Consider the following 16,284-nt stretch of genomic DNA (forward strand, 5'->3'; position numbering starts at 1 on the left):
GATCACCGGCCGAACCCCGGCCATCTCCTCCGGCGTCACTCCGCAAGAAGACCACACCGCCACCGGACGCTCTCGACCGACCTAACAAAGCCCTACTAGGGGCTGTGCACGCTCATCCCTTCACGGCTCCTGCGGTGAGGCCCTCGGCCAGGAACCGCTGCCCGAATCCGTACATCACCGCGACCGGGATGCTGATCAGCAGCGACGCCGCGGCCAGCTGTCCCTGCGGCACGACGTCACCGAAGATCATCGACTGCATGCCGACGGGCAGCGTCTTGTAGTCGTCCTTGGTGATGAACACGAAGGCGAACAGGAACTCGTTCCACGCGTTGGTGAGCGTGAACAGCGCGACCGCGAGCAGGCCCGGCTTGGCCAGCGGCAGCACGACCCTGATGAACGCGCCGAACCGCGTGCAGCCGTCGACCAGCGCGGCCTCCTCCAGGTCGGCCGGGATCGATTTGAAGTAGCCGACGAGCAGCCACGTCGCGAACGGCAGGGTGAACGTGGGGTAGGCGAGCACGAGCGACCACAACGAGTCGTTCAGCCCGATCCCGCTCATCATCTGGTAGAGCGGGATGAACAGCAGCGCGCCCGGCATCACGTAGGTGAGCAGGATCGTCACCGTGAAGCTCTCCGAACCCCGGAACCTCAGCCGCGCCAGCGCGTAGCCGGCCAGCGCCGCGCAGATCAGGGCGATCACGGTGGACGCCACCGACACCAGGATCGTGTTGACGTACCAGGTGCCGAACGCCCTGCCCGTGAACAGGTTGGTGAACTGCTCGGTGCTCCACGGGGTCGGCCAGAGGTCGTCGGTGCGCGCGACGATCTGGTCGTCGGACTTGAAGGCCGTGACCGTCATCCAGTAGAGCGGGACGAGCACGAAACCCAGCAGACCCACGAGCGCGACCCCGCTGCCCGCCCCGCCGACCAGCCGTGCGGCGAGCCGGTTGCCCCGCGCGGCGAGCGCGGAGACGACCCGCCCGACGCCGGCCGCGAGCACCACGAACACGCACAGCACGAGCGCGGCCTTCCACACGATCCGGGGCGACGCCCAGACCAGCACGAGCATCGAGACCACGACGATCACCCACGGCAGCGCCCGGCGCTGGGCGGGAGTCAGCCGCCTGCGCCCCGTGCCGCCCGAGCCTGGCTGGTCGCCGCGTCGCATCATCCGCACGAGGATCATCACGAGGACGCCGATGACGGGCAGCATCACCAGGGTGACCGCGGCGCCCGCGCCCGGTTGCAACTGCTGGATGGCCTTCGAGTAGGCCACCATCACGTACGGGGCGGTGGCGTCACCTGGCCCGCCCTGGGTCATCAGCCAGATCAGGTCGAAGTTGTTGAACGTCCAGATCGACGACAGCAGCACGGTCACGATCATGATGTTGCGCAGCCCCGGCAGGGTGATGTGCACGAAGCGCTGCCACACCGAGGCGCCGTCGACCACCGCCGCCTCGTAGAGACCGCTGTCGATGGCCTTGAGCCCGGCGAGGAACGTCACCGTGAAGAACGGGATGCCCTTCCAGACGTTGACCAGGATGACCGCCGGCATCGCGAGCGCGGGATCGGACAGCCACTGGGCGGGCCAGGAGTCGACGAGCCCGATCGCGGCGAGGACGGGCCCGATCCCCGAGTCGGTGAGCAGGACGTTGACGCTGCCGAAGATCGGGTCGAGCAACGACCGCCAGGTGAACGCCGTGACGACCGTCGGCACCACCCACGGCAGCAGGATCACCCCGGCGATGATCGTCCGGCCGCGGCGCATGTGGTGCAGCATCAACGCCGCGATGAGACCGAGGGTCACCTTGAAGATCTCGGCGTACGCGGTGAAGACGAACGAGTTGAGCACGCCCTTGTGGAACACGGCGTCGTCGACGAGGTCGAGGTAGTTGCCCAGCCCGACGAAGACCGTCTCCGCACCGTGGCGCTCCGTGGCGCTGGTGAGGATCGAGCTGACGATCGGGACCAGGATCAGACCCGCGACCAGCAACAGCGTCGGCCCGATGAACACCGCGGCGAGGCGCCAGTCGCGCCCGAGCAGCCGCTGCGACGTGGTGAGCGAAGATGACACGGTCGGCGCCGGACGGGCCGGCGCCGACCGCGTCGTACTCGGACGCGGGACGGTCACTGCTCGAAGCCCTGCTGCTCGAAGACCTGGACGATCCGGGTGTGGGTCGCGGCGACGGCGTCGGCCGGCCGGGTGCCCTGGATGACCGACTGCATCATGTCGGTCAGCAGGTAGGCGGCGGTCGCGGCCTGCTCGCCGGGGCTCGGGGCCTGGGGGAACGCGTAGCCGGTCTTCGTGGTCAGCGGCAGCGATGTGCGGGTCTGCTCCCGCAGCGCGGTGAAGGCCGGGTCACCGCTGGTGTAGTACGGGTCGGAGTCCCACACCTCGTCCCACGCGGGATTGACCAGGCACGGCGCCCCCTTCGCGACGCCGAGCAGCGCGCTCCCGCCGACCATGAACTTCGCGACCAGCTTGGCGAGGTCGGGGTTCTTCGCCCCCTTGAACACGACGAACGAGTTCGACTCGCCGTACGCGAGTGGCTGGTCGATCGCCGGTCCGGTGGCGCCGTTGAACGGGTGCGTGTTGGCGTAGACCGGGTTGTTCTTGGTCTTCGAGTCGGCGTAGACGCTGAACTGGTTGAGCGTGAGCCCCAGGATCTGGGCCAGCCAGTTCTCGTTGTTGCTCGAGTCGGTCCAGCTCCCGATCCCGGGCGGCAGCATCGGCGCGTACTTCGGGTTCGTGTAGATGTCGCCGATGAACGTGACGGCCGCGACGGTTTCCGGGGAGTCGAACACCACCTTCGTGCCGGTGTTGTCCGCGATCGCCCCGCCGTAGCAGTTGATGACGTTCGCGATGAAGCCGTTGGCGTCGCCGGAGCGGTTCACCGTGATACCCCAGCCGAAGCGCCGCTTCGCCGGGTCGGAGACCTCCAACGCGTTGTCGCGCAACTCTTCCCACGTGTAGTGGGGCTTGAGCGGGAGACCCTTCTCCTGGTACCAGTCCTTGCGCAGGTACATCCCGGTCGCGATGAAGTGGTAGGGGATCGCGTACCAGCGTCCGCCGAACACGCAGAAGTTGGCCGCTTCGGTCGCGGGCTCCCCGTAGAGCGCGCGCATCTCCTCGACCACGTCGGTGACGTCGGCGAGGTCGCCGAGGTTGTAGAGCTGGCCGACGAACCGCCGGTCGCTCATGAAGGCCAGATCGCGGCTCGTGCCCGCCTTCACCTCGGCGTCCATCTTCGCGACCATGTCACCGGCGTCGCCGGAGACCAGGTCGTTGTCGAGAGTGGTGCCGGTGGCCTGCGCGAACACTTGCAGCGACCGGTCCAGCGCCTGGTTGGCGGCCTCCGAGTACAGCTTCTGCGAGAGCATCCCCACCGACCCGCCGCGCAGCCCGGCCGCCTGGTCGAGCAGGGCCTGGGGTACCTGGACGTCGACCTGCGGTGCCGCGGGACCGCCCCCGCAGCCGGCGAGGCCGAGCACGCCCAGTGCGCTCATCCCGAGGAAAGTGCGCCTAGATAAGTCAGTCTTCTCTGCCATGACCACTCCTCTCGCGTCCGGTCGGGCGGACGCGTACCGACGGGGCGACGTTGCTACCGGCGGGACAGCGAGGCGAGCGCCGCGCTGCCGGGTCGTTCATGCGGCGATCGACGCCGCACCGCTGATGCGTTGTCCTGGCAGCCCGTCGACCAGCCCGCACGCGCTACGGGGCCGCTACAGCGGTAGCGGGCCCGCACCGCGAACGGGCTCCGGTGCCGGGGTGCCCGTCCCGCGGAGTCGAGACCCCCGCCGGACAACCATCGCACTGGTCACGCTCCGCACGACGCTGCCAACCAGCCGCACTCCGCACCGCACGGCATCGGCGGAGTCGACGAACGTCGCGCGGTGGGGGAGACGACGTCGATCACGGACGCGACGTCGGCGGTGCCCGACCCACGTCGGCACGTAGGCGAAGTCGGCCACCCACCACGAGCCCGGCCGCGCGCCCGGCCGGTGGACACCCGGTTCGCCCAACCTCGCGACCAGGCGGCCCACCACGGGGCCGAAGGCTCTCGCGGCGGCCGACCACCCGCCTCCGCCAGGTAACGCCGCGCCGTCGAGTGCGGCACCCACCTGGTCAGGACCCACGCGGTGGCCGCCGCCGCGACGACAAGATCGCCACCCGCTACCGGATCACCACCCACGTCGCCGCCATCGACATCTGGCCGCACCACACCTGAACACGCCGTCCCGTCGGACACCCGGACCTGCGCTCGGTACGTCGCCAACCGCACCGTCGCGGCCCTCTGCACGAGGGTGAACCCGTTGATCCTGACCGCGCCGTCGTCAGCGTTGGGATGGTCGGAGCCTGGCGGGATGTGGTTTTCCGCGGCGGTCCGGCCGGGAGGCAGGTCGCGCTTCCCGAAGTCGAGGTCGGTGGACCAGTTGCCGGTCACCGCGATGATGGAGCAGGACTGGTGGATCCTCCCCTCGGGGCCGTGCTGAAGGCACATCCGGTGTGGTGCGCCGAAGTCCTCCAAGTGCCACGCGTGGGTTCGCGAGGCCGCCTGTGCCGACGCGACGACTGGTGAGCCGACCGGGGGCAGCAGGAGACCGAGGCCAGGGTGAGCGCCGATCTGGCGATCCGGACGCCACTCTCACCGAATCCCTCCTGAACTGGTGTTGGACACGCTTCGGCCGACGCTAGTGACCGGATCTCAGAGATCACTGAGACCTCCGATCGTTCCCGGCTCCGCTCGTGTTCCGGCTCTGCGGCAGGCGGGGCCTGGAGAATTCACCCTGCTCACCGGACGCTGGCGCGCCCTACACCACTTCACCACCAGCCCCCGCAAGCTCGGCGACATCGTCAAAGCCGCCCTCACCCTCACCCATTTCGAGCACGGACGACTCACCTGAACTCGCTGAGATCACCTCGACATGTCCGGAGCGCACTGGTGCTCCACTCGGATACCGACCGATGGTGGTGAGGTGGCGGCTATGCGGACCTGGACCTACTTCGTGATCTTCTGCACGGTTGCGCTGCCCGTGGGGTATCTGGTCGACCGGCGTGCCCATGCTCAGCGGGCCAGGGTTGGTAGCGCCCGCCGACATCAGGGGCCGGGCCGGTGTGGATATGACCGCCTGGGCCCGGCTCGGCCCGCACGGTACGGGCCAGCGACGGCATCACCGGCGGCTCATACGGCAGTGACGGCAACAGTTGACCGGTTCCCGGAGCTTCTCGCACCGGAGCTGACGCCGGTCGTGCCTCGTCCGTGACTACTTCCACCCCTGCCATGTCCGTATGCCGCCAGGGGGAGTCCGTCGGTGGCGCGCGGGTCGACCAACGGGTGACGCGGTGCTCGGTGTCGACCACCGGGTCGAAGCCGCCCGGCGCGACGAGCGGCGGTTGACCCGGGTGGGTGTTCGTGGTCGACGCGGCAGCCGTCGCCTGTCGCTTCGTGGTTCCGTGCTCCGCAGTCCACGACCGTCCCAGGACACTTCTGCGATGAGCGGTCACTTCACCGTCACGCGTCCGAGCGAACCCGGCGATCCCCGGGACGCTCGTGACATCTGCCTCGTGGGAGTCGGCCCGCGCGGGTTGTCGGTGCTCGAACGACTCTGCGCCAACGCCCGCGAGATCCCGCACCGCACCGTGCGCGTGTGCTTGGTGGACCCCCGGTTGGGCGTCGGTGGCCAGGTGTGGCGGTCGGACCAGTCCCGGCACCTGCTGATGAACACCGTCGCGTCCCAGGTCACCGTGTTCCTCGATGACAGCGTCGACTGCGCGGGTCCCGTGGTGCCCGGTCCCAGCCTGTACGAGTGGGCACGTTTCGTCGCCCTGCTCAACCCTTTCCTGGACCTCCCGGCCTGGGTGCGCGGCGAGGCGCTCGTCCTCGGTCCCGACGCGTACCCGACCCGGGCCCTCTACGGTCACTACCTGGACTGGGTGTTGCGGCACCTGGTCGAGCACGCCCCCGCCAACCTGGTCATCGCGCGGCACCCGGAGCGGGTGGTCGACCTCGTCGACCAGGACGACGGCCTCCAGGCGGTGGTCCTGTCGAACGGCGAACAGCTCACGGGGCTGCACTCCGTCGTGCTCGCCCTCGGCCACCTCGACACCGCGCCGACCCCCTCGCAGCAGCGGTTGCGGGATCTCGCCGCCCGCGACGGGCTGCGCTACGTCCTCCCGCGGAACCCCGCCGACGTCGACCTGAGCGCCGTGACCGGCGGTGAACCGGTCATCCTGCGCGGTCTGGGCCTGAACTTCTTCGACCACGTGGCGCTGCTGACCTCCGGCCGCGGCGGGGTGTTCCACCGCGACCGGGACGGACGGTTGTGCTACGAGCCCTCCGGCCGGGAGCCCCGCCTGATCGCCGGTTCTCGGCGCGGGGTGCCCTACCACGCGCGAGGGGAGAACCAGAAGGGCGTCTCGGGTCGGCACGTCCCGCTGTTCCTGACGCCGCGACGCATCGCGGCCCTGCGCGCGTCCGGTCCCGTGGACTTCCGCGCCGACATCTGGCCCTGGGTCGACCGGGAGGTGCGCGCCATCTACTACGCCACCATCGTGGTCAACCGGTCGGGTGACGCCGAGGGGGCGCGCTTCCTGCGCGAGTTCCGCGAACTGGGGGAGTCGGTACCCGTGACCGGCGCGGAGGACGGGCTGCTGCGCCGGTTCGGGCTCGGATCGACGCCGCGGTGGGACTGGGAGTCCATCGCCACCCCCTGCCGCACCCGGTTCACCGGACCGGGCGCGTTCCGCGACTGGCTGTTGTCCTACCTCGACGCCGATGTCCGCGAGGCACGCCTGGGCAATGTCCGCGGCCCGCTCAAGGCCGCCTTGGACGTCCTGCGCGACCTGCGCAACGAGGTCCGGCTCCTGGTCGACCACTGCGGCCTCACCGGCGCCTCCTACCGCGACGACCTCGACAACTGGTACACGCCGCTCAACGCCTTCCTGTCCATCGGCCCGCCCGTGCAGCGCATCGAACAGGCCGCGGCGCTGATCGAGGCCGGCGTCCTCACCGTCGTCGGGCCGGGGATGGTCGTGGAGCACCTCGACGACGGCCGAGGCTTCCTGGCCCGCAGCCCGCTCGTGCCGGGGGCCGAGTACCGGGCTCGCACGCTCGTCGAGGCACGGCTACCCGAGGTCGACGCCCGCCGCACCACCGATCCCCTGCTGGCTCGCCTGCTTGCCCGCGGCGCCTGCGCCCTCAACCGCATACCGAACCGCACGACCGGGTGGTACGAGACCGGGGGCATCGCCGTGACCGCGCGTCCTTACGCGTTGCTCGACGCGCAACGGCGGCCTCATCCGCGGCGTTTCGCGTTCGGTGTGCCCACCGAGACCGTGCACTGGGCCACCGCCGCGGGAGTGCGGCCCGGCGTCAACTCGGTCATCCTCGGCGACGCCGACGCGCTGGCCCGCCAGTGCCTGGACCTGACCGCCCACGCGGTCGACGAACCGGCCACCACCTGAAGGGAACCCGCATGTTCGCAGACAGCGGTCTGCTCTCGCCCGGATGGGCGAGCACCGGGATCGACGACCTGCTCGACGACCGCGCCTGGCTGACCGCCATGATCCGGGTCGAGGAGGCGCTGGCCCGCGCGCAGGCCCGCATCGGCATGGTGCCGCCCGCCACGGCCTCGGCGCTCGCCGAGGTCGACGCCGACGCGTTCGACTGGCCGGACCTCGTCGCAGGGGTTCGCGCGACCGGCAACCCGACCGTCGGCTTCGTCGCGCAGCTGAGCGGCATCGTCGCCGGGATCGACCCGGAAGCCGCGGACTTCGTCCACCGCGGCAGCACGAGCCAGGACATCCTCGACACCGCCACCATGCTCATCTGCCACGAGGTGCTCGGCCGGGTGCTCGACGACCTGCGGCGCACCGCCGACGCGTTGGCCGGCTTGGCCCGCGAACACCGCGACACCCCCATGGCCGGCCGCACCCTGACCCAGCACGCCGTCCCGATCACCTTCGGCCTCAAGGCGGCGGGCTGGCTCAACGCCGTGCTCGACGCCGTCGACCGCCTCGACCACCTGCGCTCGCACGGGCTGCCCGTGTCGCTGGGCGGCGCCGCCGGCACCCTGGCCGCCTACCAGGAGTTCACCGAGACCGACAGCCTCGACCTCGTCGAGCACCTGGCCGCCGACCTGGGACTCACCGCACCGCTGATCCCCTGGCACGGGGCCCGACTGCCGATCGTCGACGTGGCCAACGCGCTCAGCCTGGTCACCGGCACGCTCGGCAAGTTCGCCGCCGACGTCGAAGTCCTCACCCGCACCGAGATCGGCGAACTGGCCGAACCGGCGGCACCCGGCCGTGGCGCTTCCTCCGCCATGCCGCAGAAGCGCAACCCCGTCCACGCCACCGCCGTCCTCACCGCCGCCCGTCAGGTGCCGGCGCTGGTCTCCGTGCTGCACCAGTGCATGGTCGTACCCGACGAGCGCTCCGCGGGCGGCTGGCACGCCGAGTGGCAACCGCTGCGCGAAGCCCTGCGACTCGCCGCCGGCGCGGCCCGCAACGCCTCCGACCTCGCCTCCGGCCTGACCGTGTTCCCCGAGAAGATGAGGGACAACCTCGCCCTCACCGGCGGTGCCATCGTCTCGGAACGCCTCAGCGCCGTGCTGACCCCGCTGCTCGGCAGGATCGCGGCCAAGAAGATCATGACGGAAGTCACCGCCACCGCCGGCGACACCGCCGAGGTCCTGGTGCGACAACTCCACGCCCGAGGGCACGACAGCGACCCAGCCCGGTGGCGGGATCTCTGCGACCCGGCCAGCTACCTGGGCGCGTCATCCCGACTCGTCGACCGGGTCCTCGACCGCCACCTCACCGCCTGGCGCCCCTCGATCCCGGATCGTCGCGGTGGTGGAGCGGGCCCCGCCGATCCAGGTGGCCCGCCGGATCCCGGAAGTGCCTGAGTCCGGGTTCACGCCCGGCGGGGTCGAGCGCCGTCGGCGCGTCCCGTGCGGCACCGCTTGGCCGACCGACGAGCTCATCGGTCGGATCGGCCGTGCCGCGATCGGCGAGCAGGTGCGGCGCAGGGACCGACGACCTGCGCTGAGAGTCGTGGCCCTGCTTTCTCCGCCGGAGGAGACTCCACCCGCGGCCGCGTGGTCGGGGGTGCTGAGCGGGTTGTCAAGGAGCAGGTCGAACATGTCGCGGGCGCTGACCGCCCTCACCGACGACGCCCGCCTGCGCGTCACCGGGGGCGACGCGCGCGCGGTCATGGTCGAAGGAGCCGTTCCCCGACCCTTCACCCTGCACCGCGCCCCGAACCGGAGCTCGACCACGGCACCGGAGGGAGGTGAGCAACCATGACCGCGATGCTGCGACCGAGGAGCTGCCGCACGTGCCGTGACCGCCCCGGCCCGCCTCACCCGCGGTGGGCGTCGAAGCGCAGCACGGCCCGGCGCGGGCAGGGGACCGGGCCCCTCATGGTGGTGCGCAGGTCGGCACCCGGCGCGAGGGACACCCGCCACCGCCGGGTGATGGCGGCCAGGGTCAGGACGGCCTCGGTGATGGCGTAGGTGTCGCCGATGCAGCGCCGCGCGCCGCCGCCGAACGGCAGGAACGCCCCGGGCGGCGGCGTGGCGCCCCGCGCGGGGTCCCACCGGTCGGGGTCGAACCGCATCGGCCGCGGGTAGTGGTCCTCGTTCAGGTGAACCGCGGTGGGCGAGGTCATGACCGTCGCGCCGCGCGGCAGCCAGGTCCTGGCCAGCTCGACCGGCTCGGTGACGGTCCGGGTGATCAGCACGGTCGGGTGGTGCAGCCGCAGCGTCTCGGTCAGCACCCGCCGGGTGTAGGTCAGGTCGGCGGGGTCGGACGTCCCGACCGCCTCGGCCCGCACCGCCTCCTGGACCTCGGGGTGCCGGGCCAGGCGGGTCAGGCACCAGGTCATGGTGGCGGCGGTCGTCTCGACGGCCGCCACCAGCATGGTCATGACCTGGCTGTGCACCTGGTCGGTGGTCAGCGGCGCGAGTTCGTCCACCAGCCCGCCGGGCGGGCGGGCCGAGGCCAGGCGCTCCACCGCGTGCCGCAGCGACCGCGTGGCCGACCGGTGCGGCTGGTGGACCGCGGTGAGCACCCGCCGCAGGCCGGACGGGACGAGCATCAGCGGCAGGAAGCCCCGCAGGAGCGTTTCCACGCCCTGCTGGACGTCGTGCACGGTCGCGGGCGCGTCGTCGGCGAACAGGGTCCGCACCACGATCCGCCGCGACAGCCGCTGGAGCGCGGGGTGCACGTCGGCGACCTCGCCGGGGTGCCACGCCTCGACCGCCGCGCCCACCTCCTCGGCCATGACCCGCGCGTAGCGCCGGAGCCGGTCGGGGTGGAACGCCGGTTGGATCATCCGGCGCTGCGCGCGGTGCTCGGCGTGGCCGCAGGTCGCCAGCCCGTCGCCGATGACGTCGCGGACGCGCTCCACGGCGGGCCCGCCCCGGTCGAAGACGCGGTCGTGCACCAGGACGTGGCGCAGGAGTTCGGGGTGGCAGCACACGTGGGCCGGGCGCGGGCCGAGCCTGATCTCCACCAGGTCGCCCAGGCGGTGCAGCGAGCGCAGGAACTCGACGGGCCTGGTGGCCAGGTGCCAGGCGTGGCCGAGGACGGGCAGCGCGCCGGGGGCGGTGGCGGAGCGGAACCCGGCCGGGGTGGACGGGGCCGAAGGGGACCGGGTCGAGGCCGTGCCGGGGTGGGCGTGTTCGGCGGTCCGGGGCGCGGTGGACCGCGGCGCGGCGGGACAGGGCGCGGTGGGGTGGTGCGCTACCGGGTGGTGCGTTGCCGAGTGGGGTGGGGTCGGACGGGACGCGGTGCTCAAGCGGGACAGCCTCCTGGTTCAGCCGTGGTGTTCGGCGGGAGTCCACCCCGGATCCGCGCACCCGGCACGCCGGCAGACCCGTTCGGCGCATTTACCACCCGTACCGGTGGCCTCGTCACGGCGAGGTGACGGCACCACCCGCCACGCCGACTTCGGGGTGGACTTGCCGGGGGTGGCCCGCGCCACTACCGTCCGAACGAAAGTGAAGAGGTTTCGCGTATTTCGGGAGTGCGCATGAGGGGTTCTCGTCGCTCGCTGCTGCCCACCGCGCTGGTCGCCGCGCTGGTGGTGGTCGGCCTGCCCGCCACCCAGGCCCGATCACAGGACCAGCCCTACCTGATCGGGCGCGGCATCTCCGACGTGACCGGGCCCGCCGCCGAGAACGGCATGATGGGCTACTCCTCGTTCGACCAGAAGACCACCGGCATCCACCAGCGCCAGCGCTCGCGGGCCTACGTCGTGGTCGACCGGGCCACCGGCAAGCGGGTCGCCTACGTCAACGCCGACCTGGCGATGATCTTCCGCGCCGTGCAGGAGGCCGTGCTGGACCGGCTGCGGCCCCGCTACGGCGACCTCTACACGCGCGAGAACGTGCTGCTGTCCGCCACCCACACCCACGCGGGCCCCGGCGGCTACTCGCACAACCTCGCCTACAACCTCTCGATCCTCGGCCTGCAACCGCAGACCCTGAACGCCATCGCGGACGGCATCGCCGAATCGGTCGTCGAGGCGCACGAGGACCTCGCGCCCGGCGAGCTGTCCCTCGGGCGCGGGCAGCTCGCCAACGCCAGCGTCAACCGCTCGCGCACCGCGTTCGAGCGCAACCCCGCCACCGACAAGGCGCACTTCCCGAACGCCATCGACCCGACCATGACCGTGCTGCGGTTCCGGCGCGGCGGCGAGGACGTCGGCGCGATCAGCTGGTTCGCCACCCACAACACGTCCATGACCAACCGGAACACGCTGATCAGCCCGGACAACAAGGGGTACGCGTCCTACCAGTGGGAGCACGACGACGAGGGCGTGCGCTACCTGGACGACCGCCCCGGCTTCGTCGCCGCGTTCCCCAACACCAACGCGGGCGACATGTCGCCGAACCTCAACCTGCGCCCCGGTTCCGGCCCGACCGAGGACGAGGTGGAGAACACCCGGATCATCGGTGAGCGCCAGAACCGCAAGGCGCAGGAGGTGTTCGCGGGCCCGCAGCGGGCCGTCACCGGCGGGGTGGACTCGCGGATGCGGTTCGTGGACATGTCCCGGGTCGCGGTCGCGGGCCGCCACACCACCGACGGCCGCCCCGGCACCACCTGCTCGGGCGTGGTCGGCGCGTCCACCATGGCGGGCAGCGTGGAGGACGGGCCGGCGCTGCCCGGCTTCAGCGAGGGGATGCAGAGCCCGCTCAAGGCGCTGTTCGAGCCGCTGAACGTCGAGGTGCCGCAGTGGCTGCGCGACTGCCAGTACCCGAAGGCGTCCCTGGTGCCCACCGGCCTGGTCGGCGCGACGCCGGACGTGCTGCCGCTCCAGGTCGTCCGGATCGGACCGCTGCACCTGGTCGCGGTGCCCGCCGAGGTCACGGTGGTGGCGGGCCTGCGCATCCGGCGCGCGGTCGCCGAGGGCGCGGGCGTGCCGCTGGAGGACGTGCTGGTCCAGGGCTACGCCAACGACTACAGCCAGTACGTGACCACCCCGGAGGAGTACGACCTCCAGCAGTACGAGGGCGGCTCGACGCTGTTCGGGCGCAACACCCTGCCCGCCTACCAGCAGGAGTTCGGCGCGCTCGCCGAGTCCCTGCGCACGGGCGCGCCGCTCGACCCCGGCCCGACGCCGGGCAGGCCGCCGTTCACCGGGATCAACCTCCAGACCGGCGTGGTGTTCGACGACAAGCCGCTGGGCCGGTCCTTCGGCGACGTGCTGACCGAACCGGCCGCCGCCCACACCCGGGGCCAGACCGCCACGGCCGTGTTCGTCACCGGCCACCCCAAGAACAACCTGCGCCGCAACGGCACCTTCCTGGAGGTCCAGCGGCTGGTGGACGGCCGGTGGACCCGCCACGCCGACGACGGCGACTGGTCCACCCGCTACCGCTGGCAGCGCGAGGGCGTGGCCAACTCCACCGCCGCGATCACCTGGACCATCCCGGCCGACACCCCGGCGGGCACGTACCGCATCGTCCACCACGGCGACTGGAAGAGCGGCTGGACCGGCGCGATCACCGGGTTCACCGGGACCAGCAGGTCGTTCACGGTGGGCTGACCGCACCCCCGGTCCCGACGTCCCCAATCCCGACGGCTCCGGACGGGCCGGCGCGCGTGGTCGGCGCGCCGGTCAGGTGGTCCTGGAGCCGGGCGTGGCGGAACTGGTACACCGCGCCCGCCCGGCGCAGCGCGCCCAACCGGCAGGCGTCGTCCAGGAACGCCACCAGCCGCCAGGGCAACCGGCCGGTCAGGGGCAGCCAGATGCGGGCCAGGGCGGCCCACTGCCCCCAGGCGGTCAGGCAGAGCCCGTAGCCGATCCCGGCCCCGAAGGCGCCCTCCACGCCGAACACCAGCCCGACCTCCAGGCTGCCGGCGATGCCGCCGGTGAAGCCGTGCACCACCGCGGCCACGGAGCCGAGCACCAGCGCCCACACCAGGAAGTGGGAGACCACGTTGGCGCGGTTGGACCTCAGCAGGTCGGCCGGGCTGACCGCGGCCCGCACGTCGATCGGCGTTTCCAACCAGGTCATCAGCCCCAGCACGAGGCCCGCCGAGAACCCCACCTGGAGCGGGAACAGGACCGCGGCCAGCAGCCCGCCCCCCAGCCCGTCGTCGAGCCCGAGCCGGGGCACCAGGAGCCGGTCGACGAGCAGCAGCGCCAGCGCCACCAGGAGCCCGACCACGGCCCCCGACGTGATCCTGGCGGTGAACGGCGCGCCCCGGCGCTGAAGACCGCCGAACACGCGCACCCGGACCGGTGACGGCTTCAGCGCCTCGCTCCCGTCCGCGAACCGGTAGACCAGGCCGAACGCCACCGCGGCCACCGCACCGTGCAGGAGGCCGACCACGATCCCGCGCCGGACCGCGAAGTCGAGCCCGCGGGAGGTGGCGACCAGGTCCACCGGGATGTTCCCGATCCCGGTCACGAGCCCGAAGGACAGGCCCGCCAGGAACGCGATCACCAGGGTGCGCGTCGAGCGGCGCACCGAGGCGCCGAGTTCCCACCAGGCCAGGTCGCGCGTGCCGAGCCGGTGCAGGTGCCCGGCGAGGTGGCCCAGCCAGCGCTGGGCGCGGTCCGGGTCCCACCGGTGGGCGGGCCCGGTGCGCGGGTCGCCGGGCCGCAGCCGGTAGACCGACGGGAGGAAGCTGCCCAGCAGGTGCTCCTCCAGGCTCTCCGGGCTGTCGAACAGGGTGGGGTCCAGCAGCGCCGCCGGCCCGGCCGCCGGCCCGTCGTCGCGCCCGTCCCGGTCGCCCTCGCCGTAGACGGTGCGGGCCAGGGAGACCATCAGGGGAGTGGTCAGCACCGCGGCGAGGTTGGCGTTGGCCGGGGCGGCGGGGTCGCGGCGCAGCTCGGCCAGCACGTGCCGCCACTCGGGCGTGACGGCCTTGGGGCTGCCGCGCAGCAGGTGGTCCGCCAGGTCGTCCAGGGTGAGGTCGGTCAGCTCGACGGCGGCGGCGTGGGTCAGCCCCCTGGTCCGCCCCACCGCGGTGGTGTACTCGTCGGACCGGCTGGTCAGCACCAGCGGCAGGGAGATCGCGGAGAGCTCCCGCAGCGCGACCCGGTGGAGGCCGTCGGCCATCTCGTCGAACCCGTCCAGCACGGGCAGCACCAGCCCCTTGGCGACCAGGGTGGCGGCCAGGGTCTCCCCGGTGGGGCCGATCGTGGCCAGACCGGGCTGGTCACGGCTCAGCCGGCCGCTCAGCCACTCCTTCAGCGGTTCGGCGACGGGGTCCCACGACCCGATGCCGAACATCTCCGGGACGGGTCCGCCGGGGGCGCGGGCCGCCAGCAGGTCCAGCACGAACCGCAGGCCCAGGACGGTCTTCCCCGACCCGGCCCGGCCCAGCACCACGAGCCGGCCGGAGGGTATCCGCCGGTAGACCTCGGTGATCAGGCCCAGGTGCCCGGCCAGCTCCAGGGGCTCGACCGCCTGCCCGGCCGGTGCCAGGCGGATGTTGGCCCAGTGGTCCATCAGCCCGTCGTCCGCCGCGCCCCACCGCACGGGCAGCGGCACCGGGTCGCGGATCCGCCGCCGTTCCTCCTCCTCCAGCCAGCGGTCCCGGACGGCCTCGGCCAGCTCGTCGGCGGTCCGGGCCAGTTCGTCCCGCTCCACGCGCACCGACGAGCCGGTGATGTGCACGTCGCCGTGGATCACCCCGGCCTGGACGACCGCCCCGTCCACGGTCCCCGCCACCTCGTTGTGCACCGGGGGCCGGCTCCGGGCCGGGGGGACACCGCCCATCTCAGCCGACCTCCGGCCCGTCGCCGCGGCGGCGGCGCAACCACCAGGCGCAACCGCCCGCGACGGCGCCCACGGCCGGGACGACGACCGCCACGAGGAGCAGGCGCGAGAGGTTCGGGTCACCGGTCGGGCGGGTGCCGCCGGCCGAGGCGGTGGAGGGTGCGGTGGTGGGTGCGGTGGCGGACGCGCCGGTGGTCCCGGTGGCGGCCGGGGTGCCCCGGTCGTCGATCCCGGCCGGCACCGCGCCGGGCGTGCCGGGGTCCGGGCCGTCCGGCGCGCCGGGTCCGGGCACCCGCGCGGGAGCCGACCCGCCCGGGGCCGTGGGCGCGCCGCCCGGCGCGGTCGGTCCGGGTGCCGGCGTGGGCCGTGGCGTCGCGGTGGTCGGCCTGGCCGTGCTCCCCTCGGCCGGCAGGACCCGGAACGACGCCAGGACGCCGTCCTGCCCGGCATCCAGCCGGCACGGCGCGTGGACCTCGCCCATCGCGGTCAGGTCGCCGTCCGCGTTCCTCGGGACCATGCGCAGGGCGAGCCCGCCGAGGGTGATCCGCGCGTTCCCCGGCTGCCGGAAGACCAGGGACCGCGCGGTCCCGTGCGCGGTGAACGTCATCGGGCCCGACGCCGGGACCGGGGTCACGGGCACGGTGAGCGGTGTGGTGACGCCGATGTCGCCCTCCGGCGCGGTCACGACGGCGTCGGCGGCCGCCGAGCCCTCGACGGTCGTCGCGCCGGCGAAGGTGAGCGCCTGCGTGACGAAGGGGGCGATCGTCGCCGAGGCGGTGACGGGCACCGGCGGGGTGGCCTCGCCGACCACGTGCGAGTCGGAGGCGTTCCAGGTGATCGTCGCCGTCATCGGCTGGTCGAAGATCACGGGGAACCGGCAGGTGTAGTGCAGCGTGAGCGCGGCCGAGGCCGGGGGCGCGCCCGCGGCACCGATGAAGAGGACCGCCGCGGCCACCCCGAGGACGCGGAGCGCGGGCAGTCTTTTCCGAACACCGCTCACCCGCGCACACCCCGTCCCGGATTGGAATTCCCCGAATTCCC

At 72.6% G+C, this 16,284-nt stretch carries 9 protein-coding genes; 3 read left to right on the forward strand and 6 right to left on the reverse strand.

Annotation, left to right across the window (positions count from 1 at the left end; genetic code table 11):
- Positions 1–112 precede the first annotated feature (112 nt).
- The 3 genes from ACFP3R_RS10255 to ACFP3R_RS10265 all read right to left on the reverse strand — a co-directional run bounded on the left by ACFP3R_RS10255 (position 113) and on the right by ACFP3R_RS10265 (position 4,502).
- Positions 113–2,074 (reverse strand): ABC transporter permease, encoded by a 1,962-nt coding sequence (locus tag ACFP3R_RS10255; RefSeq protein WP_380634992.1) that lies wholly within the window; start codon positions 2,072–2,074, stop codon positions 113–115.
- Positions 2,075–2,127: 53 nt separating this feature from the next.
- A complete protein-coding gene (locus ACFP3R_RS10260; RefSeq protein ID WP_380634993.1) occupies positions 2,128–3,507 on the reverse strand; it encodes an extracellular solute-binding protein in 1,380 nt (459 codons plus the stop codon).
- A 311-nt stretch (positions 3,508–3,818) separates the two neighbouring features.
- Positions 3,819–4,502 carry a DUF5980 family protein gene (locus ACFP3R_RS10265; RefSeq protein ID WP_380635257.1) on the reverse strand — a complete coding sequence of 228 codons (684 nt, stop codon included), beginning with the start codon at positions 4,500–4,502 and terminating at the stop codon, positions 3,819–3,821.
- A gap of 1,064 nt (positions 4,503–5,566) precedes the next feature.
- On the opposite strand from ACFP3R_RS10265, the gene ACFP3R_RS10270 reads away from it, so the two are divergent.
- Both ACFP3R_RS10270 and pcaB read left to right on the forward strand, forming a co-directional pair.
- Entirely contained in the window at positions 5,567–7,465 is a 1,899-nt protein-coding gene (locus tag ACFP3R_RS10270; RefSeq protein ID WP_380634995.1) for an FAD/NAD(P)-binding protein, read from the forward strand.
- 11 nt (positions 7,466–7,476) lie between these two features.
- On the forward strand, positions 7,477–8,910 hold the full coding sequence (gene pcaB, locus ACFP3R_RS10275) for a 3-carboxy-cis,cis-muconate cycloisomerase (protein ID WP_380634997.1): 1,434 nt from the start codon (positions 7,477–7,479) through the stop codon (positions 8,908–8,910).
- 455 nt (positions 8,911–9,365) lie between these two features.
- Here pcaB and ACFP3R_RS10280 read toward each other — a convergent pair whose 3' ends face one another.
- Complete coding sequence (locus ACFP3R_RS10280) at positions 9,366–10,805, reverse strand: cytochrome P450 (protein WP_380634998.1); 1,440 nt, start codon at positions 10,803–10,805, stop codon at positions 9,366–9,368.
- Positions 10,806–11,039: 234 nt separating this feature from the next.
- On the opposite strand from ACFP3R_RS10280, the gene ACFP3R_RS10285 reads away from it, so the two are divergent.
- Positions 11,040–13,058 (forward strand): neutral/alkaline ceramidase, encoded by a 2,019-nt coding sequence (locus ACFP3R_RS10285; protein WP_380635000.1) that lies wholly within the window; start codon positions 11,040–11,042, stop codon positions 13,056–13,058.
- Here the strand turns inward: ACFP3R_RS10285 and ACFP3R_RS10290 are convergent.
- Entirely contained in the window at positions 13,045–15,243 is a 2,199-nt protein-coding gene (locus tag ACFP3R_RS10290; RefSeq protein WP_380635002.1) for an NACHT domain-containing protein, read from the reverse strand. The two genes, ACFP3R_RS10285 and ACFP3R_RS10290, sit on opposite strands and share 14 nt — an antisense overlap.
- Position 15,244: 1 nt before the next feature.
- Complete coding sequence (locus ACFP3R_RS10295; RefSeq protein WP_380635003.1) at positions 15,245–16,243, reverse strand: DUF6801 domain-containing protein; 999 nt, start codon at positions 16,241–16,243, stop codon at positions 15,245–15,247.
- Positions 16,244–16,284: the final 41 nt, after the last annotated feature.

The sequence above is a fragment of the Saccharothrix lopnurensis genome, from assembly GCF_042658445.1.
GTDB classification, from domain to species: Bacteria; Actinomycetota; Actinomycetes; order Mycobacteriales; family Pseudonocardiaceae; genus Actinosynnema; species Actinosynnema lopnurensis.